Origin of the sequence: Micromonospora sp. NPDC005710 (genome assembly GCF_040630995.1) — a bacterium.
GTDB lineage: Bacteria > Actinomycetota > Actinomycetes > Mycobacteriales > Micromonosporaceae > Micromonospora.
Genome location: NZ_JBEXYP010000012.1, coordinates 1 through 24,111 on the forward strand (window position 1 = coordinate 1; position 24,111 = coordinate 24,111).

A 24,111-nucleotide genomic window follows, 5' to 3' on the forward strand; every position below is an offset into this window, starting at 1 on the left:
GGGTGTAGCCGAGGATCCCGGCGAGCCAGTTCTCGTTGTTGCTGGTGTCGGTCCAGCTCGCGATCCCCGGCGGCAACATCGACTTGTATTTGGGGTTGGTGTAGATGTCCCCGAGGAAGCTCACCGCCTGCACCGTCTCCGGGGAGTTGAACGTGACCTTCCGGCCGTCGTTGGAGGCGATCGACCCGCCGTAGGCGTTGATCAGCGCCTCGATCATGCCGTTGCCGTCACCCGACCGGTTCACCGTCATGCCCCAGCCGAAGCGGCGCTTGCCCGGATCGGAGATCTCCAGGCACAGGTCCCGCAGCTCCTCCCAGCTGTAGATGTCCTTCGGGGTGATGCCCTTGTCCTGCATCCAGTCCTTGCGCAGGAACGACCCGATCCCGATGAAGTGGTACGGAATGGCGAACCACTTGCCGTCGAAGACGCAGAAGTTCTTGGCCTCGGCGCACGGCTCGCCGTACTTGGCGGTGAGCGCCGTGACGACGTCCGTCACGTCCTCCAGGTCGCCGAGCGCCTGGAACTGTGCGACGAACCGCGAGTCGGTCATGAACGCCAGGTCACGGGCCACCCCGCCCTTGACCTCGGCGTCGATCTTGGCCACCACGTCACCGGCGTCGGCCTGGACCAGGCTGTTCTCGATCTTCGTCCCGGTGGTGTCGGCGAACTTCTTGACCGAGCTGTTCAGGGCCTCGTTCGCCGCCGTCGAGTACAGCTTCTGCGACAGCATGCCCATCGCGGAGCCCTTCATCGCCGCCGCGGCGTCGATCAGCTCCTGCGGAACCTCCGGCTGCACCTTGCTGGGCGACTCGGAGCTGCCCCCGCACGCGGCCAGACCGGCCGCGCCGAGCACCCCCACCCCCATCCCCAGAAAGCCGCGCCGGGACCACACCCCGTTGTCCTCCATGGACCTTCGCCTCCTCTGATTCCCGCACCACCACACGCCAGAGGCGTGCCTGTGCTCCAGGTGTCCTTATGACGGCGACCACGGACGCGTCGCCCGCATCGATCAGTGCGCTCACGTACCCGTTGTGGGACCTGGTGGGGTTGCGGCGGCGGCGGGCCCGCCGCTGTCGCCTCTCACCGTCGGGAGTCCGCTGACGCACGCTCCGTCGTGACAGCCGAGCGAGCCGCGCGAGAGATTCCTCGTGCCGCTCACCGGGTGGCGCGACGAGGCTGAGGTGATCGGCGACCGGGCCGAGAATGGGGCTCTGACGTTCCAGTTCGGTCGGGCCACGAGACCACCACCGTTCGAGATTTCGAACTGAGTTCGAGATACCGTATCGAGTGGTCGCGACGCTAAAGCAGCATCCAGACGGATGTCAATGTTTCGATGGTGTTTCGAACCGAAAACGGGAGGCCGGTCACCGAGGCTGAGCCCGGTACCCCATCCGAGCCGACAGCGCCGCCGCGCCCTCCCGCACCAAGCCGGTCCACTCCACCTGCGCCTCGGGCGTCCAGCGGATGATCGGCGCGGACAAGCTCATCGCGGCGATGGTGGTGCCGGAATGGTCGCGGATCGCCGCCGCGACACACCGCATGGCACTGTCAGACTCGCCGACGTCGACAGCGACCCTCTCCGTCCGGACCCGTTCGAGATGTTCCCGGAGCCGCTTCGGGTCGGTGATGCTGTCCGGCGTCATACCCGGCAGGGGATCCTTCAGCAGGACCGCGTCCAGGTCCTCCTGATCGAGGGCCGACAGCAACACCTTGCCGACAGCCGTGCAGTGCGCGGGCAGCCGCAGCCCCACCCCGGAAACCATCCGAACAGGGTGGGTGCTGTCGAACTTCACCAGGTAGATCACATCGGCGCCGTCGAGCACAGCCACATGAACCGCCTCATCACACGCGGCGGCCACGTCCCGCGCCACGCCCTGCGCCTCGCGTACCAGATCGAGCCGACCCGCGAACGCCGCGCCCAACTGGAACAACGGCATGCCCAGCCGATACTGCACAGGCTGACCCGGTACGGAGATCAGATACGCGCGAGCCTCGAGCGTGACGAGCAGTTCATGGACCGTGGTGCGGGGCAGGTCGAGCCGCTCCATGACCTGGCGGGCCGACAACTGAGGGCAGTCCAGGAACAGTTCGAGGACGTCGAGCGCGCGGATGACCGCCGGTACCACACGGGGCATGTCGATAGTCCCTTCGCAGTGCCGGACCCCTGTCAACGATCTCCACACGGGCCAGCACCTGAAGAGGATATCCACGCCCGCCCCCGGCGCCAGGCGCCCGACCCGTCAACCAGGTCGCCCCGCCACTGAACCACAGCGCCGCTCATCCGTTGGAGTGCTGACAGGCATCTGCATCAGCAAGCTCCAGGAGGATCGGTGACGGAGATCGTTGGCCTCGAATACATGACATATGCCGACCGGTACCAGGGACTTTCCGATTTTGGTTCGGATCCGCGCACGTTCCATCGTCCCGTCGAGAAGGGAAAAGTTATCCGATTCTCGACCCCGGACATCAAGAAGAGTGACTACCGGAAACTCCTGAAGAATTTGGAGGCTGCGGTCAGGAAGGGTTCGGATCCAGGGCTCCCAAAATCCCACCGGGATTCGCTGGGCGACGAAGTGAGGAAGATGAGCCCCGAAGCGATGCCGCAGAACGCCGATCGTGCCTTCAACATGATGTGGCATCTTCGCGTCAACGTGAGTGATTACCCGACGAGTGCACCAACGTTCCAGAAGATCGCGGCGTTCTACAACATCCACTCACCGCAGCTCGTTGACGAGCAACATCATCGACCGCCGGCACCCCACCACGCCGAGCCGTCGCGGTCACCGGACGAGGTTGTCGCCCGCGGAGACCTCGGCTTGCGCGACAAGATGCGGATCGGCACCGCTGCCTTCCGGGAAATCGCCTTTCTGCGTATGACGGGGGCGGAACACTTCTCGCCCGACGGCGATGAATCGTTCAAGACCCAGGTCCAGATCAGGTTCAAGGACATGGAGGACAGGAAAAGGGTCCGTGGCCCGAACTGAGCCGGTCGGCGTACTCGGCGGCTTCCCTCCCCCACATCCCAGCTCGGGCTTCGATCCCCTGGACGAGGGCAGAGCGCACCTATGGTGGTCGGATGCAGCCGCCACCTGTGGTCTACCTGCTCGTCGGCCTACCCGGCTCGGGCAAATCGACCTATGCCCGCATCCTTGAACGCGACGGGGTGCTACGGCTGTCGGTGGATGAGCAGATGATGGCGCGCCACGGACGGCTCGGGGAGGACTACCCCACAGAGCAGCACCTGGAATTGCTCGACCCCGTTGTGGACGCGGTTCGGCGGCAGCTCATCACGGCGGTCAAATCCGGTCGTAGTGTCGTTCTCGATCACGGACTCGGCCGACGCAGCGAGCGCGACGAGTACAAGCAACTCGTGACAAGCCTCGGTGCGACCTGGCGCCTGTTGCACTTCCAGGTGGACCGAGATGAGCTGCTACGGCGGCTGGCAGTCCGCAACGAAGACCCGGGGTGTCCGGTGATCGACCCGGAAGTCCTGGACTGGATCGCCACCACTTCGGAAGAACCACACGACGAAGGTGAGGAGATCCTCCGGCCCGGCGACCTCTAGGGTGCGGCAGTGGATCACGATGGTCGTACCTTGCCGACTCCCTTGTCCGAAGCTCACGAGGCCGGCTTCGACTACAGGGACGGCGCCGGCGTTGACTTCGAGCCGTACTCCCACTTCCTCGACTCGGGCGAGACTGCCGAGTGGTGGAGGGCGTGGACGGGAAATGCGCAGCTTGACGGCTCCGACTTCCGGGTCTTCGGGCAGGACGGCACGGGTGGCCTCGCCGCCTTCTGGCTGGTGCGTCATGGTGAGCCGATCGAGCAGCAGCCGGTGGTGTTTCTCGGTTCGGAGGGCGAGACCGGAGTCGTGGCGCAGAACCTGTGGGTCTACCTGTGGCTTCTGGCCGACGGCTTCGGTCCATGGGAAGCAACTGCCTATCCCGATCATGAACACGAGCCGCGCACGGATGAGCGCCTCGCGGCAATCGCCCAACGCTGGGCACCGTCGCATCGCAGGTCGGCTGATGAGGTCATTACCGCAGCGCGGGCAGAGTTCCCCGACTTCGGCTCACTTTGCCGGTAGTTGCCGTGCGAGATGGGCAGCGGCCCGGCAAGAGTCGCACCAGCGGGAGTCGACTGCTGCACCGGCCCGAATGACACCAACAGCGGCCCCGCGAAGGGCCGCTGAGCTGCGGAGGAGTGGGCCGCCAGGGACTCGAACCCTGAACCTATGGATTAAAAGTCCACAGCTCTGCCATTGAGCTAGCGGCCCGCGCGCTCAGGTTACCCGACGGTCTGGGCCCCGGCTGTTGTCCGCCCCCGTCGAGAGGAGCGACGCTGATCTGCGTCCACGAAGCGTGGGCGATGATCTTCAGGGCTGAGTGGCCCGCCGAGACGACCAACTGGCGAAGTGGGCCGGGTCCGCAACTGCCTTGACGACCGCGGCGGCGGACCGGCCGTCGGTCAGCAGGCGTCCCCAAAGTGTCGGCCGTGCTCGATATCCTCCGTGCACTGTCCGCTCCGAACCAGGGGAACGAATGTTCAGATTTATCAGGCGTGGCGCGGTCGCCGCCGCGTCCGTCATTGGCCTGGCGGGTGCACTCCTCGCGGTGTCCCCGGCAAGCGCCGCGCCGGTTCCGGAGAGCTCGCTGTCCTGGTCGATCGAGTCCTCGGACGAACAGGGCGAGCCCCTCACCGGCGTCTTCACGGAGCCGGCAGCCAGATTTCAGAGCCTGCGCGACCGCGATATCCATCGTCTGAATGTCACCTCCGCGAGCACGTACTGGTCGATTTCGCTCGCTGCACCAGTGGGCGAGCAGCTACACCCGGGCAACTACCCGAACGCGGAGCGTGCCGGCTTCCAGACGGGACGCGCTCCTGGCCTGGACGTCAGCTTTGGTAGCAGCGGCTGCAATCAGGTCCACGGCCGATTTACCATCCACCAGATCGGGTTCGACGCTGCCGGCACGATCAACATGCTGGAGGCGACTTTCGTGCAGCGCTGCTCGCCGGGCTCGCCCGCCGTCAGCGGCACCCTGAAATACAAGGCGACGCCGCTGTCGTACCGGTGGACCCTCACCGACCAGGAGCCGACCACCGCCGAGACGCACACCTACCGCGGGGCCACCAGTACCTTCTGGGCACAGACCTTCTGGAGCAACTCGCTGCGCTTCGGCGCCTCCGGCGATCGACTGAACGACACCGTGGAGTTCTCCCCGCCGCAAGGAGAGCGATTCGCCGTTGGCGCGACTTATCGCAATGCCCAGCCGGTGGGTGCGCAGGACCCGGGGCGGCCGGGCCTGTCCGTGGAGCGCCTTCGCTGTAGGCCAACGACCGGCACCTTCACTATCAAAGAACTGGAGTACGGCACCGATGGCGAGCCCGTCGCTCTGTCGGCGACCTTCACCATCAAGTGCACGGAGTACCCGAGTTCGGAGAACCCGGACGTACTCAAAGGCGTGATCCACTTCCACGCCTGATCTACGTCGCCCTTGATCGACTCGGGATTCTGGAAGTCGGGGTGTCCTGCGCGCTCGGATACCCCGACTTTCAGGGAGTCGAGTGGATCAAGGGGTCGGCCGGTGTGTGGTTGAGCTGCTGCTGGGCGGGTACGGGGTCGGACATGCGGATCGTGGTGGTGGGGGCGAGCGGCAACGTCGGTACCGCGGTGCTGCGGCGGCTGCGCCGGGAGCGGGGCGTGGAGCTGGCCGGGGTCGTTCGGCGGCTGCCCGGTGCGGATGCGGGCGAGCCGTACGACCAGGTGGAGTGGCACTCCTGCGATATCGGCGCGCCGGGCGCGGCCGGGCAGCTCGCCGAGGTGTTCGCGGGTGCGGACGCGGTGGTGCACCTGGCCTGGCAGATTCAGCCCAGCCACGACCAGCGGGTGCTGCGCCGGACCAACGTCGAGGGCAGCCGGGCAGTGATCAACGCGGTGGTCCAGGCCGGGGTGCCGGCCCTGGTGTACGCCTCGTCGGTCGGCACCTACGCGCCCGGCCCGAAGGACCACCCGATCAGCGAGCAGTGGCCTGCCACCGGTGTGCCCGGGTCGTCGTACAGCGAGCACAAGGCCGAGGTGGAGGCGCTGCTGGACGGGGTCGAACGCGATCACCCGACGCTGCGGGTGGTGCGGATGCGCCCCGGATTGATCTTCCAGCGGGCGGCCGGTGCGGAGATCACGCGGTACTTCCTCGGCCCGCTGGCGCCGGTGCGGCTGCTGCGCTTCGGCCGGATCCCCCTCGTACCGACGAACCGGCGCCTGCGGATGCAGGCGGTGCACGCCGATGACGTGGCCGACGCGTACGCGAGGGCGGTGTTGGGTGATGTGCGCGGTGCCTTCAATGTCGCCGCGGACCCGGTGCTCACCCCGGAGCTGGTGGCCCGGCACTTCCACGGTTGGACGGTGCCGGTCGCGGCACCGGTGCTGCGGGTGGCGGCGGCGCTGAGCTGGCGGGCGCGGCTGCAACCTGTCGACGCGGGCTGGGTGGAGCTGGGTCTGAACGCCCCGCTGATGTCCAGTGAGCGCGCGGAGACCGAGCTGGGCTGGCAGCCGAAGATCAGCGCGCTGACGGCGCTCAAGGAACTCTTCGCCGGGATGGCCGACGGCGACCACACGGCAAGCCCGCCGATGTCCGGCGCACGGGACCTGCCCGGCCGCCCCGCAGCCCTCCTCCGCGCCCGCCCCCCAGGCGAAGGAAACCCCTACTGACCCGCCCCCACCCCCCACCCCTCAGCTCGTTGATCAAGAGCTTTCGGTCAGAAAGCGCCGCCCTGGTGACCGAAACCCCTTGATCACCGGCGCGAGGGCGCGAGGCGCGAGGGCGTGGGGGCGCGAGGAGTGGGGTGGGGGTGAGGGTGGGGGGGTTAGGAGAGCTTGGAGTTGGTGACGGTGGGGTTGCGGGCTCCTAGGAAGAAGATGCCGGGGAAGCCGCGGGTCTCGAACTGGGCGCTGGGGTTGCGGCGCAGGGTCGAGCTCTCGATCCGCATCGTGCCGGTGCGGTTGTTGCTCACGAAGAAGATCGCGCCGCCACCCTCGTTGGCTTTGTTGTTTTCGATGATCGTGCCGGCGATCCGTACGGTGAACTCGTTGCCGTCGCAGTAGATCGCGCCGCCGCTGCCGCCGCCGGGCGTACCGGACTTGGCCGGGTTGGCGCCGCTGCCGATCGCCTCGTTGTTCCGGAGCAGGCTGTTCAGCACCACCCACGTCACGCCGATGCTGCTCAGCGCCCCTCCGTTGGAGCAGGAACCGCCGTCGAAGGTGCTGCTCACCACGTACACCGGCTTGTTGTCGTACTGGCTCAGAACGCGGACGGCAGCGCCACCCAGGTCCGGGCCGGTACGGTCGCAGCGGTTGCGGACGAAGCGCGAGTTGACCACCTTCAACCGCCCGCCGCGTACGAAGATCGCCCCACCGCCGCCGCCCTCGGCCTTCTCGCCGGTGGAGTTGCCGTCGGCGAAGGTGAGGTTCTGCACGGTGAGCTGCGGGTGATCCTGGTTCTGGCAGTGCGAGGTGGTGAAGCCCTGGGCCTCGTCGCAGGTGTTCATGTAGAGGATGCGGCGCCGCCCCTGGCCGCTCAACGTGACGGTGCCGCCGCCGTCCAGCACGATCTTCGGCCCGTTGGCGTTGCGGATCTTCGCGGTGGCGGCCATCTTGATGGTCACCGGGGCCGCTCCACAGTTGAACGTGATGACGCCTCCGGCGGCGACGGCCTTCACGACCGCCGCGGAGGTGCAGCTCGCGGGGGTGCCGGTGCCGATGGTCCGGGTCGGCTTCGAGGTGTCCACGGCCCGCGCCTCGGTCGGCACGGTGGCTCTGCCGTTCGGGTTGCCGGCGGCGAGCACCTTGGTGGCGGGCTTCGGGCTCGCGCTGGCCCCCGGGCCGCCGAGGCCGTCGCGGGCTCCCGGCGCCTCGCCCTGGCCACCGCTGGGCAGCGCGGTCGGTGAGGCGGACGAGCCGGCCTCGAAGGCGGGGCCCGGCTCGTTGGGCGCACAGGCGGGCAGGGTCGCGGTGGCGACCCCGAGGACGAGGAGAGCGGCAAGCGACGTCATGCGCACCCCGTGATGCTAGGAGCCGCGACGGCGTCGCGACGAATCCGCCGAGCCGGTTTAATGCCCCGCTAAGCCACGCCCGCCGCCGGCTGGGCGGTGGTCAGGCGTGGGAGAGGGCGAACGCGGTGAGGAAGCCGGCGACCGTGATCAGACCGACGAGTAGGTGCGCGTTCTCGAACGCCTCCGGGACCATGGTGTCGGTGATCATGGCGAGGATCGCGCCGGCGGCGAGCGCGGTGATGGCGGCCAGCACCTCGGGCGGCGCGCCACCCAGCACCGTGTTTCCGACCAGGGCGGCGACGCCACTGATCAGCGCGATTCCGGTCCAGAGCAGGAACACGTACCGTCGGCTGCGGCCGGCCTGGCGCATGCCGGCCGCGCTGGAAAGCCCCTCCGGCACGTTGCTGAGGAACACCGCCGCCACGGTGACCAGGCTGACCGCGCCGCCGCCGAGCAGGCTGGCGCCGATCACCACCGATTCGGGTACGCCGTCGAGGAGCGCGCCGACGGCGAGCGCCGACCCGGAGCCCGGCTGATCGCCCTCGGAGGGTTGCTGATCGCCGGACCGTTTCCGGTGCCGCGCGCCGTGCCTGGCGAGAGCCACGTTGGCCAGTGTGTAGACCGCCGCACCGACGGCGGCACCGAGAGCGGTGGGCAGCAGCCCGCCCTGCGCGTGCGCCTCGGCGATCAACTCGAACGACACGGCGGACAGCAGCACCCCCGCACCGAACGCCATGATCGACGCGATGAGGCGCTGCGGCACCCGGGCGAACCAGCCGACCGCCGCCCCGACCAGCAGAGCCGATCCGGCCAGCAGCCCCCACCCACCCGCCTGTAACCACTCCGGCATTCGCGGGACCGTACCCACGCTCGCCGCGGCGGCAAACCCGATTGTGAGAAGGGCTCAGAAGTCGGCGAAGAGGTACGGCACCCGGCGGGGGAAGATGCCGCGCAGCTCCGTGGCCGCGTCCACCGGCACCTCGCCCAGCCCGCGCAGCGGCAGTTCGGCCGGGTCCAGCACGCCGTACGCGAGGGCGGAGAGGCCGGCGGCGGTGAGCGTGGCGGTCGGCGCGCTGCCGGTGGTGTCGTCGACCAGTTCCAGCGTGCCGGTCGTACCGTCGAGCACATGGGTGCCGGCCAGCCAGCGGTCCCCGGTCAGCTCGACCCGCACCCGGCCCGGGCCGGCCGGCAGTCCGCTCAACGCGTCGAGCGAGAGCAGCCGGGCCATCGGCGCGGACGAACCCGGCACCGCCGTACGGGCCTCGACGTGCACGTCCAGGTCGGTCAGCCACAGCTCGGGCAACTCGTCGGGCGGAACCTGGACGGTGACCCGCTCGACCTGGTCGACGTGCCGGGCGAAGAACTGCAACAGCAGGGCCCGCGCGAGTGGGTCGCTGACCAGCAGTTCGTTGCCGTGCAGCGTGCCGCCGTGTTCGTCGATCCGGTACGTCACCGCGCCGGTGACCTCCCCGCCGACCCGGGCGGTGAGCAGCCAGTACTCGTCACGGTCGCGCATCCCGACCGCCCGGTAGTCCGGGAAGATCGCGAAGCCGTGTCGTTCCTGGAGGTTGCGCTCGGTGAACGCCCGCCACGCCGGATAGCCGGCGGCGATGCGTTCCCAGCCCACCTCGCCGGGCAGCTCCACCCGGAGCAGCGAGCCCAGATTGGCCGGGGCGAAGGTGACCCGGCGCGGCTTGGGCAGCCCGACGTAGCCGAACCGGGCGTAGAAGCTGGGCCGGAACGGATAGAGCGCGCTGACCGGGTGCCCCTCGTCGCGCAACTCGTCGAGGAGTTGGTGCAGCAAGGCCCGGACATGCCCCTGCCGGCGCGCCAACGGATGGGTGGCCACGCCCGCGACACCGGCCATCGGCAGCACCACCCCGCGCAGGTTCTGTCGCATCGGGATGGCCGAGACGGCGGCCAACGTGGTGCCGTCCTCCTCGGCGATCAGCGTCCGGTTGCCCTGGTTGTAGGGCAGGTAGTCGCGGAACTCCGCAGTGCGGGCGGCGCTGATCGGCGAGGACTCGAAGGCGTACGCGGCCAGCGGGAAGCTGGTGGTGAGACGGTCGTCGTCGGTCACCCGGCGGATGGTCATCCGCCCATCTCAACCCGCCGGGCGGGTCGCGGCAACCGGATTGGCCCGATCCAGGGTGCCCTCCGACCCGCGCGCCCGCCACGGCCGGCGAAACCCGAACCGGTCGGTTCCGGGCGAGTCGTACCCGTCAGCGGGCGACGACGTCGGAGACCACGACTGTGACGTTGTCCGGTGCGCCGGCGTGGTGGGCCAGCTTCACCAACTGTTCGCCGCACTGCTGGCGGTCGGCGTACATGCCCACTGCCGCAGCGATGGCCTCGTCCTCGACGTAGTCGGAGAGCCCGTCGCTGCACAGCAGCAGCCGGTCGCCGGGGACCACTGTGAGCACACCGACAGCGGGTGGGGTGTCGGCGCCCTGCACGGCCCGGGTCACCAGGGACCGCTGCGGGTGGTGGCGGGCCTGCTCGGGGGAGAGGGTGCCCTGGTCGACGAGCGCCTGCACGAACGTGTCGTCCCGGGTGAGCTGGGTCAGCTCCCCGTCGCGCAGCAGGTAGCAGCGGGAGTCGCCCACCTGGGCCAGCACCAGCGTCTCGCCGGCCAGCAGTGCTGCGGTGAGCGTCGTGCCCATGCCGTCCCGGCTCGGGTCGACGGTGATCGCGGCATGGATGCGCTGGTTGGCGGTGCTGACCACGGCACGCAGCGCGTCGGCGGCGCCATCGGGGTCGGTGGGCGGAGCCAGCTCGTCCAGGATCCGGATCACGATCTCGCTCGCCACCTCGCCCGCCGGCAGCCCGCCCATGCCGTCGGCGACGGCGATGAGGCGGTCACCGGCGAGGGCGGAGTCCTCGTTGTTGGTGCGCACCAAGCCGATGTCGTTGAGGATGACCGAGCGGAGGATCAGCGTCATGGGGTCAAGCTTGCCAAGAACAACCCGCATTCGTCTCTACGCCTCCTACCTAGGTCGAGAAATGATTGCGATTTTCGTCGACGGCCCCGACGGTGCGTGACCGGTCGGCGGGGCCTCAGCGGCGCGGATAGCGCAGGAGCAGGCTGGCGGCGACCTCCTCGTCACCCACCGCCGCATAGCTGTGTGGCACGTCCGACACCCAGCGGAGGTGATCGCCGGCCGGGGCGGTCAGCGGTGCGTCGACCGGCCCGGCGCGCAGCACCCCGGCGAAGACGGTGATGTGTTCGGTGACCCCCGGCGCGTGGGCGGGGGAGAGCTGCACGACGCCGGGGGCGACCCGCATGCGGTACAGCTCGTAGGTCGCGTCGGTGTCGGTGAACACCTCCAACAGGGTGGCGGTGACCGCGGTGCCGTGCACTGTGGGCTCGGCCGTCGGCTCGGCCAGCAGGGCGGTGAACGGTACGCCGAGCTGCGCGGTGACCGCCCAGAGCGTCTCCAGGGTCGGGTTGCGGGTGCCGTTTTCCAGGCCGGAGAGGGTGGCCTTGCCGACACCGGCGAGCCGGGCGAGTGTGGACAGCGAGATGCCCTGCTCCTCGCGCAGGGCGCGGACGCGGCGCCCGACGACTGCGGGATCCACGTCGAGGCCCGGGCGCGGGGCTGGTGGTGGGTGCGGCACCCGGCTATCGTGCTACACGCTTCCGTTCCGTAAACGGAACAGTCGGGAGGGTGGCGTGTCCGGACGCGTGCAACCGGTGCTGGCCGGGGTGGTGACCGCGCTGGTCGGCTTCGCCAGCTCGTTCACAGTCGTACTCGCCGGGCTCCGAGCGGCTGGCGCGACGGACGCCCAGGCCGCCTCCGGCCTGCTGGCGCTCTGCGTGGCGAGTGGGCTCGTCGCCGCCTGGCTGGGCTGGCGGTACCGGATCCCGATGAGCGCCGCCTGGTCCACACCCGGAGCTGCGCTGCTGGTCGCGACCGGGTCGCCGCCGGGCGGATGGCCGGTGGCGGTCGGTGCCTTCCTCATCTCGGGTGCGCTGATCGTCGCGGCCGGGCTGTTCCCGCCACTCGGCCGGGCAGTGGCCGCCATCCCCAAACCGGTGGCCGGCGCGATGCTCGCCGGGGTCCTGCTACCGCTGTGTACGGCCCCGGTCCGCGCGCTCGTCGAGCTGCCGGTGGTGGCCGGGCCGGTGGTGATCGGTTGGCTGCTGCTGCACCGGTTCGCCCGCCGCTGGGCGGTGCCCGGAGCCCTGATGGTGGCGGTGGTGGCGATCGCACTCACCGCACCACCGGCCGGCCTGTCCGGTGCCGCGCTGATCCCGTCGGTGACGCTCACCGCGCCGGCCTGGAACGCGTCCGCCCTGGTCGGGTTGGCCCTGCCGCTGTTCCTGGTCACCATGGCCGCGCAGAACGTACCCGGAATGGCGGTGCTGGTCGGCTACGGCTACCGGCCGCCGTTCGGTGCCGCGCTGCGGACCACCGGCCTGGCCAGTCTGCTCGCCGCCCCGGCCGGCGGGCACGCGGTGAACCTCGCCGCGATCACCGCCGCGCTGGCCGCCGGCCCCGACGCCCACCCGGACCCGGAACGCCGGTGGATCGCCTCGGTCACCGCTGGCGCTGGGCTGGCAGTGCTCGGTCTGGGCGCCGGCGTGGCCACCACCCTGGTCGCGGTCGCCCCACCGATCCTCATCGAGGCGGTCGCCGGGCTGGCGCTCCTGGGTGCCCTCGCCACCGCGCTCGCCTCGGCGGTGACCGACCCGGCGACCCGCGAGGCCGCCGTGGTCACCTTCGTGGTGACCGCGTCCGGGGTGACGCTGATCGGTGTGGGCGGCGCGTTCTGGGGCCTGGTAGCGGGCTGCCTGATGCTGCTGCTCTTCCACCGCCGCCAACCCACCCCCGCCGCGCCGGACCAGCCCGCCGAGCCGGACCAGCCCGCCGAGGTGGGATCGATTCGGGTTTCTTGAAGTCGGGCTGTCCCGAGACTCCGGACCCCCCAACTTCCTTGAACCCGAGTCGATCAGGGTGGTGGGGTCACTCCTCCGGCGGCAGGTCGGCCACTCCGACGGCCAGGAGGACCCGGCCGTCCGCCACCGACCCGATCCGGTCCGCCGGTACGTACACCGCGCCGGTACGGGTCAGGTCTGTCGACACCTTCAGGTAGCCGCTGTGCAGCAGCCGCGCCGCGAGATCGGCCGGAACGTCAGGCTCCTCGACGGCGGTCGCCTCGATCAACTCGTCCAGGCTGCTGCCCGGGTCGGCGGTCGGCGTCTGGACGGTCACCGCGTTCGGGTCGGCCCGCTGGACGAGGTCCACGGTCCCGACCTCGGTGCCTGCGGAATCGATCACCGGCATCCCGGTGGTGATCCGCGAGATGGTCGCCTGCTGCTCGTCCTGCTGATCCATCCCGCTGCGGTTCCCAGGTCCACGCGCCGCTAAACGCACCCGGCGGCCCGCCCAGTCAGCTGTTCGGGAGGGTCCAGCCGCTGGGTGGGCGGGGGGACAGTTCCCGCCAGGTGTCCGGACCGTCGAGCAGTGCACGGATGGTGTCCTCGGCCTCGTCCGCGCTGCCGTACTCGTAGAAACGGGAGATGCCCTCGGCCCCGCCGGCTCGCTGCTCGACGTGCCACCGGTCGGCGTCCACCCGCAGGAAGATGTCCCGCCGGGCCAGCCGCCCCCACTTCCCGTTCCACAAGTGCTTTCGCTGCTCCATGGCGGGACTCTATCGAACACACGTACGAGAAGGTGCGGCCCCTGCGGGAATCCCGCAGGGGCCGATGTGCATCCGTTCGGTCAGCGCTGCGTCGGCGGTTCCGGACGACGGCCCAGCACGTCGTCCAGTGCTCCGCGCTGCTGGCCAGGGGTGGTGTGGCCAGCGGAGACCAGGGCGTCCCGGATCTCGGTGAGCAGCTTGACCTCCTCGCTCGGCGCGGAGGGCGGCGGCTCCTCGCCCCGCTTGCGGCGCTCGGCCAGCCGGTTCATCGGGTAGACGACCAGGAAGTAGAGCGCCAGTGCGGTCAGCAGGAAGGTGATCGTCGCGTTGACGAACGCCACCCAGTCGAACGGGATGCCACGAAACTTGGGTGTCGAGCCGCTGAGGCCGTTCTTGTTGCCGGTGATCAAGACGATGATCACGCGGACCAGTGGTTCGAGGAACGACTTGGTGAGCTGGGTGACCACGCCCGTGAACGCGGCGCCGATGACGACACCGACCGCCAGGTCGACGACGTTGCCGCGCATGATGAAGTCTTTGAAGCCCTTGAGCATTCGTACTCCCGAGGTGTCCGCTTTTCTGTCGGGCACAACCTATGCCCGTTCGGCGGGTTCCAGAAAAGCGCCGGCTTCGAGTGCCGCCCGGCCGGGATCGCCGGCCCGGATCGCCTCGACCAGCCGGGTGTGGTCGACGTAGCGCTCCGGGGTGAGTGCCTCGCCCATGGCCTGGGCGACGGTGCTGCGCAGGGCGGTGCCGACCGAGGCGTACAGCTCGGCGAGCATCGCGTTGTGCGCGGCGGCGACCACCGCCGTGTGCAGTGCCACGTCGGCCTCGACGAACGCGTCGACCCGGCCGCCGTGCCAGGCGGCCTCGCGTCTGGCGAGCGCGCCGTCGAGTGCCGCCAGGTCCTCCGGGGTACGCCTCAGCGCGGCGAGTCGGGCGGCCTCCACCTCGAAGGCGCGGCGTACCTCGATCACCTCGGTCATCCGGTCGGCGCCGAGCCGGCGGGCGACCACCGGTGCCAGTTCGTCGGTGGACACCACGTAGGTGCCGGAGCCCTGCCGGCACTCCAGCACCCCGGCGTGCACCAGGGCGCGGACCGCCTCGCGGACCGTGTTGCGTCCGACGCCCAGCGCGGCGACCAGTTGTGGCTCGGTGGGGATGCGCCCGCCGACCGGCCATTCACCGCCGAGGATCCGGGCGCGGAGTTGCTCGGTGGTCTGCCGGACGCGGTGGCCGCGGGGCGGCACGGCAGGCGGCACGGCCGGGGCGGAAGCGGAATCGACTGACGGTGGCACTGGTTACATCACCGGGCCCAAATTCATCCCATGATTGTAGGTTAGAGGTCATGACCCCGCCACCAACCGCCGCTCCGGCGCTGCCCGCCCCAGCCCGCGCCACCGTCGACAGTCGCCTGACGCGGGACCCCGGTGCCGGCCGGCGGACGCACCCGGCGACCGGTGGCGCACTGGTGCTGGTCGGGATGTTGCTGGTCGCGCTCAACCTGCGGGCCGTGGTGACGAGCCTCGGCGCGCTGCTCGACGAGGTCCGCGACGGGCTGGGCCTCTCCGGCGTCACCGCCGGTCTGGTCACCACCCTGCCGACCATCGCGTTCGCCGGCCTCGGCGCGCTCACCCCGTGGCTGGTCCGCCGGGTGGCGCCGGCCCGGGTGCTCGTGGTCGCCATGCTCGCCCTCGCCGTCGGCCAGGTGCTCCGGGTCGCCACCGACTCGGCAGCGATCTTCGTGCTCACCAGCGCGCTGGCGCTGTCCGGTATCGCGGTCGCCAACATCCTGCTGCCGATGCTGGTCAAGCAGCACTTCCCGCACCGCACCGGGCTGGTCACCGGGGCGTACACGATGGCGTTGACAGTGGGCACGACGGTGGCCGCCGCTTCCGCGGTGCCGATCGCGCACGCCTTCGGTTCGTGGCGGGCCGGGCTCGGCGTGTGGGCCGCGATGGCCGCGGTGGCCGTACTCCCGTGGGTGCCGCTGGCGCTGCGGACCAGGGCCGGGGCGCGGCGGGCGACCCCGACGGCGGTCGCCACACCGATGCGGGTCCGGCCGGCGCGGACCCGGCTCGGCTGGGCGATGGCCGTCTACTTCGGGGCGCAGTCACTCAGCGGGTACGCGATCATGGGCTGGCTCGCCCAACTGTTCCGCGACGCCGGTTACCAACCGGAGTCGGCCGGGCTGCTGCTCGCCGGGGTGACAGCGCTCGGCGTGCCGATCGCACTGCTGATGCCCACCCTGGCCGGTCGACTGGGCAGCCTGCGGCCACTGGTGCTGGGGCTGACCACCGCGTCGGCGCTCGCCTACCTGGGGTTGGCGCTCGCACCGCACGGTGCCGCGCTGCTCTGGGTCGCCCTCCTGGCGATCGGTCAGGGCGCATTCCCGATGATCCTCACCGCCATCGGCCTGCGTGCCCGCACCGCCGAGGGAACTGTCGCGCTGTCCGCCTTCGCGCAGAGCACCGGGTACGTGATCGCCGCCCTCGGCCCGCTGATGGTCGGCATCCTCTACGAGGCCACCGGCGGCTGGACCGCGCCGATCGGGTTCCTGGTGGGAGCCCTCGCCGTGCAGACGACAGCGGGCATGGCGATCGCCCGTCCCCGTTACGTCGAGGACGAGTGACGAACGCGGACGGTCAGGAGGAAGCCGGCGTCGGTTCGCCGGCGACTGCCTCATCCACCGTCGGGTAGGTGTGCAGCACCTCGACCAGCCCGCTCACCTCGAGGATGCGCAGCACGCCGCGCTGCGGGGCCGCCAGCCGGACCACGCCGCCAGCCTCGTCACAGCTGTTCTTGGCGCGGACGAAGACCGACAGACCCGTCGAGTCGCAGAACGAGACGTCCGCCAGATCGAACACGAGCCGGTTGCGGCCCTTGTCGAGCAGGTCGGTGATCTGGTCCTGCAGTTGCGGTGCGGTGGCCATGTCCAGCTCGCCCGCGACCGACACGACGACCACGTCGCCGCGTTGTTCCGTGTGCACCGTCAACGACATTCGCCAGACCTCCTGTTATCGGGGGAACGGTATCCCACGACCACTGTCGGAGGTAGGACGGGAGCCGTGATCCCGTGGCCACCGTCATCCGTTGCTACGGGGCAAGTAGTTGATCAGGCCCCGGTGATAGAGTCCGCCCGGTCCAGGTCAAGGGGGTTCGAAATGGCGTTGAGCACCGAAGAAAGTAGTCGGCTCGCCGCGCTGCTCAGTGGGCAGGACGAACGGGTCACGACTCGGTGGACCGAGATCGTCACCAGTTCGTTGCGGGGCCGGCTGAGCCAGGCGGAGTTGCGCCGCCAGGTCCAGGACCTGCACCACGCCATCGTTACCACCAGCGAGCAGGGAACCATCGACCTGTCCGCCGACGGCGCCGGTGAACTGCGCGCCGCGCTCTCCGAGCTGTCCCGTGGCCGCGCCCGGCAGGGGTTCACCGCCACCGAGACCACGATCAGCGTCTTCGCGCTGAAGGACGTGCTGGCCGAGCTGGTGCAGGAGACCGGCGGCCCGAACGCGCTGCCCGACTTCGTGGCTTTCTCGAAGCTCGTCGACGAGATGGGCCTGTTCACCTTCGAGAGCTTCGTCCGCACCCGGGAGAGCCTGATCGCCGACCAGGCCGAGCAGCTGCTCGAACTCTCCACGCCGGTGGTCAAGCTCTGGGAGGGCGTCGTCGCCGTGCCGCTCGTCGGCACCCTGGACTCGGCCCGGGCCCAGGTCGTCATGGAACGGCTGTTGCAGACCCTCGTCGACACCGGCTCGCCCTACGCGATCATCGACATCACCGGCGTACCGGCGGTGGACACCCAGGTCGCCCAGCACATCCTGAAGACAGTGGTGGCCGCCCGACTGATGGGCGCCGACTGCATCATCTCCGGCATCCGCCCGCAGATCGCGCAGACCATCGTGGCGCTCGGCATCGAATTCGGTGACATCGCCACCAAGGCGAGCCTCGCCGACGCGCTGCGTCACGTGCTGCGGCTCAACGGGGTGGAGACCACCCGCCGCCAGCAGCCGCGCCGGGGCTTCTGATGGAACGCGTACCGATCCTCAAGATCGGCGACATCCTGCTCGTCTCCATCCAGCTGGACATGTCCGACCAGACGGCCGTGCAGCTCCAGGACGACCTCGCCGAGCGGATCGTGGACACCGGTTGCCACGGCGTGATCATCGACATCACCGCACTGGACATCGTCGACTCCTTCGTCGGGCGGATGCTCTCCACCATCGCCTCGATCTCCAAGGTGCTGGACGCCGAGACGGTGGTGGTCGGGATGCGCCCGGCCGTGGCCATCACCCTCGTCGAACTGGGGCTGTCGCTCAACGGCATCCGTACCGCACTGAACGTCGAGCGCGGCATGGAGCTGATCGCGGCGGCCCACGCCGACGAGCTCGACTACCAGCTCGACAACGATCCGGACGCCGAGACGGCCACGCCGTGACCGCGGGCATCGACCTGGGCCAGCCACAGGCGCAGGCGGTCCGCAGCGACGAGGACGTGGTACGCGTCCGGCAGCTGGTCCGTGCCGTGGCGGTGGCCGTCAAGCTATCCCTCGTCGACCAGACCAAGGTGGTCACCGCGGCGAGCGAGTTGGCCCGCAACACCCTCGTGTACGGCGGCGGCGGTTCGGTCGAGGTGACTGTCGTGGACAACGGCCGACGCAAGGGCGTGCAGATCGTGTTCGCCGACTCCGGGCCGGGAATCGCCGACCTCGACCTGGCCATGACCGACGGCTACACGAGCGGCGGCGGCCTCGGCCTCGGCCTCAGCGGGTCGCGACGCCTGGTCGACGAGTTCCAGATCGAGACATCGGCGGGGACCGGAACGCGGATCACGGTCACCAAGTGGTCCCGGTGATCGGGGACCCGGTCACCGACAGTGGCATCTGGTTCCGGGTGGAGGCCAGCAGCACGGCGAGCGCCGTCCGGCGGGCCGCCGAGCGCCTCGGCGCACAGGTGGAGATGGGCGAGACGCGCATCGCCGACCTCGCCATCGTCGCGGCCGAGCTGACCAGCAACCTGGTCAAGCACGCCGACGAGGGTGTCCTGCTACTCCGGCCGGTACGCCGCGCCGGGCAGGCCGGTGTGGAGCTGATCGCCATCGACTCCGGGCCCGGCATGGCCGACCTGACCGTCTCGTCGCAGGACGGGCACTCCACAGCGGGCACCCTCGGCATCGGCCTGGGTGCCATCGTTCGGCAGGCCAGCTGGTTCGACGGCTACTCGCTGCCCGGCCGGGGCACCGTCCTCGCCGTGCAGGTCTGGCCGGGGCAGCCGGCGCAGCCGTCCTGGGCCGGCGCCCTCTCCCGGCCGATCACCGGCGAAACGGTGAGCGGCGACGGGTACGCCGTCCGGGTCGCCGACGGGCGACACCAGGTGCTGGTCAGCGACGGCCTGGGGCACGGCCCGCTGGCCAACGCCGCCACCGAGGCGGCGTTGGCCGCGTTCCGCAACGCCCCCGCCGGCCCACCGGCGACGGTGGTCGGTCACCTGCACCGGAGCATGTCGCACACCCGGGGCGCCGCGCTCGCCGTCGCCGAGCTGATGCCGGAGGCCGGCGTGCTGCACTACGCCGGCCTGGGCAACATCTCCGGTGCGGTCGTCGAGGGTGACGGTCGCCGTCGAGGCCTGGTGTCGCTGCCCGGCATCGCCGGGCACCAACGGCCCACGATCCGGGAGTACGACTACCCGTTCGTTCCCGGCGCCCGGCTGGTGATGCACAGCGACGGGGTGGTCGACAGGTGGCGGATGACCGACTACCCGGGCCTAGCGGAGCGGTCCCCGCTGGTCATGGCATCGACCCTGCTCCGTGACGCCGGTGTGCGACGCGACGACGCCTGCGTTCTCGTCGCGAGGTCCTGGGCGTGACAGGCGACCTCGTGGCGCTCCCGCTGCTGCAGATGGCGCTCCGGGTCGAGCAGGACATCTTCGTGATCCGCCAACGGGGCCGTGAGGTGGCCGCTGTGGTCGGCCTGGAACGCCAAGACCAGGTGCGGATCGCCACCGCACTCAGCGAGGTGGCCCGGGATCTGCTGCGCACGGCCGGCGGTGCCGACGTCTCCTTCCACGTCGACCAGGGGGCCGACGGCCGGTTCCACCTACGCGCCGACCTGGCCCCGGTGGTCCCGCTGCCGGACGACCGTTACCAACCGCAGTCCGGCGCGGTGTCCCGACTGGTTGACACACTGAGCGTGTCGACAGCCGAGGGGGCTACGGTCGTGAGGATGTCCCGACGAGTCCCGGCCAACGCGCCGACGCCCACCCCGGAGCGGCTCGCCGAGTTCCGTACCGAACTCGGCCGGTCCGCGCCGGCCAGCGCGCTGGACGAGTTGACGGTGCAGAACGGGCAACTCATCGCCGCTCTCGACGAGGTACGCAGCCAGCGCGACGAACTGGCCGTCCTGAACGAGGAACTGGCCGAGACCAACCGCGGCGTGCTGGCGCTCTACAACCAGCTCACCGAGGAGTTGGAGGAGACCAACCGCGGTGTCGTGGCGCTCTACGCCGAGTTGGACGAGAAGTCGGCCCAACTCCGCGCGGCCAGTGAGTCGAAGAGCCGGTTCCTGGCCAACGTGAGCCACGAGCTGCGCGCCCCGGTCACCGCGATCATCGGGTTGGGGCGCCTGCTCACCGACTCCGCCTCCGACCCGCTCACCGACGAACAGGGCCAACAGGTCGACCTGATCCGCTCGTCCGCCGCGGACCTGCTCAACCTCGTCAACGAACTTCTCGACCTGGCCAAAGCGGAATCCGGCCGGATCGAGCCGGACCTGGCCGACGTCGACCTGCGCCCGCTCTTCGGGCAACTGCGCGGCACCCTGCGCGCACTCGCCACCCGTCCGGAGGTGGAACTGGTGGTGGACGAGCCCAGCGGGCCGGCGCTGCTGCGCACCGACGAGGTGCTGCTCGGCCAGGTGCTGCGCAACCTGCTGCACAACGGCCTGAAGTTCACCGAACGCGGCGAGGTGCGCCTGCGGGCCAGCCAACACGGCGACCGCTGGCAGTTCGAGGTCAGCGACACCGGGCCGGGCATCGCTCCCGAGCTGCACGACCGGATCTTCGAGGAGTTCTACCAGATCCCCGGGGCCACCCGGGTCGGCGGCACCGGCCTCGGCCTGCCGTACGCGAGGCGGTTGGTGACGCTTCTCGGCGGGACGTTGCAGCTGACCAGCGCGCCCGGCGAAGGCAGCACATTCACCGTCTCCCTGCCCACCGGCGGAGCGTGACAGCATGGACGGCATGCCGACAACCATCCTGGTGGTCGACGACAGTCGTACCAAGCGGTACCTGCTGGTCAGCTGGCTGACCCGGGCCGGGTTCACAGTGTTGGAGGCCGAGAACGGCGCCGAGGCGTTGGCTCGGGTCGAGGTGGACCGGATCGACCTGGTGGTCCTCGACGTCCGGCTGCCCGACCTGAGCGGCTACGAGGTCTGCGAGCAGATCAAGGTGCGGCACCCGGCGATGCCCGTGATCCACGCGTCGGCGCACGCCGTGGACGTGGCCGACCGTGCCCAAGGGCTCACCCGGGGCGCGGACGCCTACCTGACCGAGCCGATCGAGCCCGAGGAACTGATCGCCACCACCCGGGCGGTGCTGCGCTACTACCAGGCGCGGCAGCGCGCCGAACTGCTCGCCGAGCGGCTGCTCGGACTGGCCGACACGACAGTGGCGGTGCACGCCGCGCCGAACTTCGCGCGTCTGCTGGAGGCCGCTGCCGAGGGCGCCGCCCAGATCTTCAAGAGCCCGGCGGCGGTGATCGCCGAAACCTTCGACGGTGACTGCCTCGCCGGGATCTGCGCCGGTCCCGGGGCGGTGGCCGCCGTGGTGCCGTGGGTCGTCGACGACACCGGGGTGCCCACCGGCGCCACCGTCCGGGTCGACGACCCGGAGAACTGGGCGCTCGTCGACTGGTCGACGAACGACACGGTGACCGTCGCCGCCGCCCGGCTGCGTGAGGACCGGGCCCCGCTGTACGTGGTGGTGCCGACCGCCACCCAGACCGCCCGGACCCCGGTGCTCGTGCAGCTCGCCCAGGCCGTCGCCGCGGCCGTCGAGGGGCAACGCTCGTTCGACGAGGAGCACCGGATCGCTGTCACCCTGCAACGCAGCCTGCTCCCGCGCGGGCTGCCCACGGTCGCCGGGCTGGACCTGGCGGTGCGCTACGAGCCGGCCAGCGCGCAGACCGAGGTGGGCGGCGACTTCTACGAGCTGGTGATGCTCGACGGGCATCTGCTGCTGGCGATCGGGGACGTCGCCGGCCACTCGCTGCACGCGGCGACGGTGATGGCCGAGTTGCGGCACGCCGTCCGGGCGTACGCGGTCGAGGGCCACCAGCCCGGCGAGATCCTGCACCGGGTCAACGAGCTGATGCGAACCCTGCTGCCGGACGAGTTGGCGACGCTCTGCGTCCTGCTGCTGCACCCGCCGACCGGGCGGGTCCGGCTGGCCAGTGCCGGGCACCTCCCGCCGCTGATGGTCCTGGACGGCAAGGTCGAGTTCGTGCAGCACTCCGCACCGCTGCTCGGCGTCCGTGCCCCGCGCCCGGCCGACCTGGAGTTCGTGGTGCCGGCCGGAGCCACGCTGGTCTTCTACACCGACGGGCTGATCGAGCGACGGGACGCCACGATCGACGAAGGGCTGGCCGCGCTGGCGTCGAGCGCCGCGACCGTCGACAGTGATCTCGACCGGTTCTGCGCCCGACTGCTTGTGGAACTGGCCCCACCGGAGATCCAGGACGACGTCGCAGTGGTCGTCCTGCGCCGCCGCTGACTTCTCTACCGCACCGAACGGGCGTACGCGGCGGGGGACACCCCGGCCACCGCGGTGAAGTCACGGACCAGATGAGCCTGGTCGCTGTAGCCCAGGTCGGCGGCGAGGCCGGCCCAGCTCAGCGGACCACCGGCGGCCTGTTCGACAGCTTCCTGGAGCCGGTACCGGCGGATCACCCACTTCGGCCCCACCCCCACGTACTCCACGAAGAGCCGCTGCAACCGGCGGACCGGAACGTCGTGCCGCGCGGCGAAGTCGTCGACCCGAAGCACCGAACGGTCGGTACGGATCGCCTCGGCCAGCCGGATGGCCTCCTCGGCCAACGGGTCCGGCTCCGGCCGCCAGCAGGTGAGGAGGGCGTCCAACGCCCGGCAGCGCTCGCCGTCGCTCGCCGCCGACCTGGGTGTTACCGGTGACCTGCCCGGGCACACCGGACCGTCCGGGCGGGTCAGCCGGCCGGTGGGCAGCGGCACCCGACGCCCGGTCAGCTCACTGACCGGGCGGCGCCAGAACGGGCGGAAGCCGCCGGGACGGAACTGCACCCCGGACACCTGGCCGGTGCCGCTGAGCGTGATCCGGAACAGGTCCCGGCCCACCCCGGCCACCTCGCCGAACTCCGACCCCGCACCGCTGCCGCCGCCGCCGTTGCCGCCGTCGCCGCTTGCGTTGCTGCCGCCGGCGCTGCCGCTGGCGCTGTTGCCGGCGTTGCCGTCACGTCGGAACACCACGTTCACCGCCGGATGCGGCACGACCCGCTGCTCGAACGGCGCGCTCAACGCCCAGTCGATCAACCAGTAGTGCTCGACCCACCGGCGCAGCGACTCCGCCGGCAGGTGGCGGCGGAAGCGCACCTCCCGCAGCAGACGCCCGGGGTCGAGAATTCCCCGGCTGTCGCCACGCGGTCGCTGTCGCATTCGTTCAAGACCACCTTCATACGCTGGGCCCATGTCCACTCAGACTAGCGAGCTGCTGGCGGCCGCCGCGCCGCGAACCGTCGATGTCGTACGGGGTATCTCCGACGACCAGCTGGACCTGCCCACCCCGTGCAGCGACTACCTGGTCCGTGATCTGCTCAACCACCTCTTCCAGGTGGTGGTCAACTTTCAGGACCTGGCCGACAAGCGACAGGTGGAGTGGATCGAGAAGCCCGACCACCTCGGCGACGGCTGGCGGGACCGCTTCGAGGGGGAGACCGGCCGGCTGATCGCCGCCTGGTCGGATCCGTCCACCCTGGAGGGTGTGTCACCGGGGATGGGCATGCCACAGACAGTCATCGGCGGTATGGCCCTGCTGGACCTGACAGTGCACGGCTGGGACCTCGCGGTCGCCACCGGCCAGCCGTACCACCCGGCCCCGGAGGCGGTGGCCGAACTACACGCGCTGGTGGAGCAGTTGGGCCCCACCGCCCGCAAGATGGGCGTCTTCGCCGACCCGCCACCCACCCCAACCTCAACCTCAACCCCAGACCAGACCCGCAACCTGACCCACCTCCTGACCCAGACCGGCCGAACCCCCACCTGGCCCCAAACCCCCTAACCCCACTCCCACCCCGCCCCCCCGCACCCCCCGCACCCCCGCACCCCCCGCACCCCCACCCCCGGACCCCACCCCCCGGTGATCAGAAGGTTTGCGTCAGATTTTGGCCCGCTGG

Annotated in this window: 27 protein-coding genes and 1 tRNA gene; 14 read left to right on the plus strand and 14 right to left on the minus strand. The window is 70.4% G+C overall.

Annotation, left to right across the window (positions count from 1 at the left end):
- Together ABZ406_RS17600 and ABZ406_RS17605 are read right to left on the minus strand one after the other, a co-directional pair.
- The coding region (locus ABZ406_RS17600; RefSeq protein WP_357762331.1) for an extracellular solute-binding protein at positions 1-907 on the minus strand (907 nt) is incomplete at its 3' end.
- A 457-nt stretch (positions 908-1,364) separates the two neighbouring features.
- Positions 1,365-2,135, minus strand: a complete 771-nt coding sequence (locus tag ABZ406_RS17605; RefSeq protein ID WP_357762334.1) for an IclR family transcriptional regulator — start codon at positions 2,133-2,135, stop codon at positions 1,365-1,367.
- Between the two features lie 195 nt (positions 2,136-2,330).
- On the opposite strand from ABZ406_RS17605, the gene ABZ406_RS17610 reads away from it, so the two are divergent.
- From ABZ406_RS17610 to ABZ406_RS17620, 3 genes are all read left to right on the plus strand, one after another.
- Complete coding sequence (locus ABZ406_RS17610; protein ID WP_357762337.1) at positions 2,331-2,984, plus strand: hypothetical protein; 654 nt, start codon at positions 2,331-2,333, stop codon at positions 2,982-2,984.
- 92 nt (positions 2,985-3,076) lie between these two features.
- Positions 3,077-3,565, plus strand: a complete 489-nt coding sequence (locus ABZ406_RS17615; RefSeq protein ID WP_357762340.1) for an ATP-binding protein — start codon at positions 3,077-3,079, stop codon at positions 3,563-3,565.
- 9 nt (positions 3,566-3,574) lie between these two features.
- Positions 3,575-4,087, plus strand: a complete 513-nt coding sequence (locus ABZ406_RS17620; RefSeq protein WP_357762342.1) for an SMI1/KNR4 family protein — start codon at positions 3,575-3,577, stop codon at positions 4,085-4,087.
- A 117-nt stretch (positions 4,088-4,204) separates the two neighbouring features.
- Here ABZ406_RS17620 and ABZ406_RS17625 read toward each other — a convergent pair.
- Positions 4,205-4,276, minus strand: a tRNA-Lys gene (locus tag ABZ406_RS17625).
- A 265-nt stretch (positions 4,277-4,541) separates the two neighbouring features.
- Between ABZ406_RS17625 and ABZ406_RS17630 the strand changes: the two genes are divergently transcribed.
- Entirely contained in the window at positions 4,542-5,483 is a 942-nt protein-coding gene (locus ABZ406_RS17630) for a hypothetical protein (RefSeq protein ID WP_357762345.1), read from the plus strand.
- A 143-nt stretch (positions 5,484-5,626) separates the two neighbouring features.
- The gene (locus ABZ406_RS17635; RefSeq protein ID WP_357762348.1) at positions 5,627-6,709 is read left to right on the plus strand and encodes an NAD-dependent epimerase/dehydratase family protein; all 1,083 of its coding nucleotides are present in this window, start codon (positions 5,627-5,629) and stop codon (positions 6,707-6,709) included.
- A 155-nt stretch (positions 6,710-6,864) separates the two neighbouring features.
- On the opposite strand, the gene ABZ406_RS17640 is transcribed toward ABZ406_RS17635, so the two are convergent.
- From ABZ406_RS17640 to ABZ406_RS17660, 5 genes are all read right to left on the minus strand, one after another.
- Positions 6,865-8,049, minus strand: a complete 1,185-nt coding sequence (locus ABZ406_RS17640) for a hypothetical protein (protein WP_357762835.1) — start codon at positions 8,047-8,049, stop codon at positions 6,865-6,867.
- Positions 8,050-8,149: 100 nt separating this feature from the next.
- Entirely contained in the window at positions 8,150-8,899 is a 750-nt protein-coding gene (locus ABZ406_RS17645; protein ID WP_357762351.1) for a ZIP family zinc transporter, read from the minus strand.
- 54 nt (positions 8,900-8,953) lie between these two features.
- Positions 8,954-10,144, minus strand: a complete 1,191-nt coding sequence (locus tag ABZ406_RS17650; RefSeq protein ID WP_357762355.1) for a GNAT family N-acetyltransferase — start codon at positions 10,142-10,144, stop codon at positions 8,954-8,956.
- Between the two features lie 127 nt (positions 10,145-10,271).
- Positions 10,272-10,991, minus strand: coding sequence for a protein phosphatase 2C domain-containing protein (locus ABZ406_RS17655; protein WP_357762358.1), 720 nt, complete (start codon positions 10,989-10,991; stop codon positions 10,272-10,274).
- 115 nt (positions 10,992-11,106) lie between these two features.
- On the minus strand, positions 11,107-11,667 hold the full coding sequence (locus tag ABZ406_RS17660) for an XRE family transcriptional regulator (RefSeq protein WP_357762361.1): 561 nt from the start codon (positions 11,665-11,667) through the stop codon (positions 11,107-11,109).
- A 55-nt stretch (positions 11,668-11,722) separates the two neighbouring features.
- Between ABZ406_RS17660 and ABZ406_RS17665 the strand changes: the two genes are divergently transcribed.
- Positions 11,723-12,949 (plus strand): benzoate/H(+) symporter BenE family transporter, encoded by a 1,227-nt coding sequence (locus tag ABZ406_RS17665; protein WP_357762364.1) that lies wholly within the window; start codon positions 11,723-11,725, stop codon positions 12,947-12,949.
- Between the two features lie 67 nt (positions 12,950-13,016).
- Here the strand turns inward: ABZ406_RS17665 and ABZ406_RS17670 are convergent, their stop codons facing one another.
- The 4 genes from ABZ406_RS17670 to ABZ406_RS17685 form a co-directional block, all read right to left on the minus strand.
- Complete coding sequence (locus ABZ406_RS17670; RefSeq protein ID WP_184180542.1) at positions 13,017-13,388, minus strand: hypothetical protein; 372 nt, start codon at positions 13,386-13,388, stop codon at positions 13,017-13,019.
- A 55-nt stretch (positions 13,389-13,443) separates the two neighbouring features.
- Positions 13,444-13,695, minus strand: a complete 252-nt coding sequence (locus tag ABZ406_RS17675) for a hypothetical protein (protein WP_357762367.1) — start codon at positions 13,693-13,695, stop codon at positions 13,444-13,446.
- 80 nt (positions 13,696-13,775) lie between these two features.
- Entirely contained in the window at positions 13,776-14,249 is a 474-nt protein-coding gene (mscL, locus tag ABZ406_RS17680) for a large conductance mechanosensitive channel protein MscL (RefSeq protein ID WP_357762370.1), read from the minus strand.
- 39 nt (positions 14,250-14,288) lie between these two features.
- Positions 14,289-14,957 carry a FadR/GntR family transcriptional regulator gene (locus tag ABZ406_RS17685; RefSeq protein ID WP_357762373.1) on the minus strand — a complete coding sequence of 223 codons (669 nt, stop codon included), beginning with the start codon at positions 14,955-14,957 and terminating at the stop codon, positions 14,289-14,291.
- Positions 14,958-15,178: 221 nt separating this feature from the next.
- Between ABZ406_RS17685 and ABZ406_RS17690 the strand changes: the two genes are divergently transcribed.
- Positions 15,179-16,327 (plus strand): MFS transporter, encoded by a 1,149-nt coding sequence (locus ABZ406_RS17690; protein ID WP_357762838.1) that lies wholly within the window; start codon positions 15,179-15,181, stop codon positions 16,325-16,327.
- A 13-nt stretch (positions 16,328-16,340) separates the two neighbouring features.
- Here the strand turns inward: ABZ406_RS17690 and ABZ406_RS17695 are convergent, their stop codons facing one another.
- Positions 16,341-16,697, minus strand: a complete 357-nt coding sequence (locus ABZ406_RS17695) for an STAS domain-containing protein (RefSeq protein WP_007454464.1) — start codon at positions 16,695-16,697, stop codon at positions 16,341-16,343.
- 162 nt (positions 16,698-16,859) lie between these two features.
- Here ABZ406_RS17695 and ABZ406_RS17700 point away from each other — a divergent pair, with 162 nt between their 5' ends.
- Genes ABZ406_RS17700 through ABZ406_RS17725 form a run of 6 tightly spaced genes read left to right on the plus strand, consistent with a single transcriptional unit; the run spans position 16,860 to position 22,460 of the window.
- On the plus strand, positions 16,860-17,723 hold the full coding sequence (locus ABZ406_RS17700) for an STAS domain-containing protein (protein ID WP_357762376.1): 864 nt from the start codon (positions 16,860-16,862) through the stop codon (positions 17,721-17,723).
- Positions 17,723-18,133: an STAS domain-containing protein gene (locus ABZ406_RS17705; protein ID WP_357762379.1), complete on the plus strand. Its 411-nt coding sequence runs from the start codon at positions 17,723-17,725 to the stop codon at positions 18,131-18,133. The genes ABZ406_RS17700 and ABZ406_RS17705 overlap by 1 nt, the downstream gene beginning before the upstream one ends.
- Entirely contained in the window at positions 18,130-18,549 is a 420-nt protein-coding gene (locus ABZ406_RS17710; RefSeq protein WP_357762382.1) for an anti-sigma regulatory factor, read from the plus strand. The genes ABZ406_RS17705 and ABZ406_RS17710 overlap by 4 nt, the downstream gene beginning before the upstream one ends.
- Positions 18,546-19,559: a SpoIIE family protein phosphatase gene (locus ABZ406_RS17715; protein WP_357762841.1), complete on the plus strand. Its 1,014-nt coding sequence runs from the start codon at positions 18,546-18,548 to the stop codon at positions 19,557-19,559. The genes ABZ406_RS17710 and ABZ406_RS17715 overlap by 4 nt, the downstream gene beginning before the upstream one ends.
- A 32-nt stretch (positions 19,560-19,591) precedes the next feature.
- Positions 19,592-20,917, plus strand: coding sequence for an ATP-binding protein (locus ABZ406_RS17720; protein ID WP_357762844.1), 1,326 nt, complete (start codon positions 19,592-19,594; stop codon positions 20,915-20,917).
- Positions 20,918-20,921: 4 nt separating this feature from the next.
- Positions 20,922-22,460 (plus strand): SpoIIE family protein phosphatase, encoded by a 1,539-nt coding sequence (locus ABZ406_RS17725; RefSeq protein ID WP_357762385.1) that lies wholly within the window; start codon positions 20,922-20,924, stop codon positions 22,458-22,460.
- Positions 22,461-22,465: 5 nt separating this feature from the next.
- Here ABZ406_RS17725 and ABZ406_RS17730 read toward each other — a convergent pair whose 3' ends face one another.
- A complete protein-coding gene (locus tag ABZ406_RS17730) occupies positions 22,466-23,374 on the minus strand; it encodes an AraC family transcriptional regulator (RefSeq protein ID WP_357762388.1) in 909 nt (302 codons plus the stop codon).
- A 31-nt stretch (positions 23,375-23,405) separates the two neighbouring features.
- On the opposite strand from ABZ406_RS17730, the gene ABZ406_RS17735 reads away from it, so the two are divergent.
- Positions 23,406-23,996, plus strand: coding sequence for a TIGR03086 family metal-binding protein (locus tag ABZ406_RS17735; RefSeq protein WP_357762391.1), 591 nt, complete (start codon positions 23,406-23,408; stop codon positions 23,994-23,996).
- Positions 23,997-24,111 lie beyond the last annotated feature (115 nt).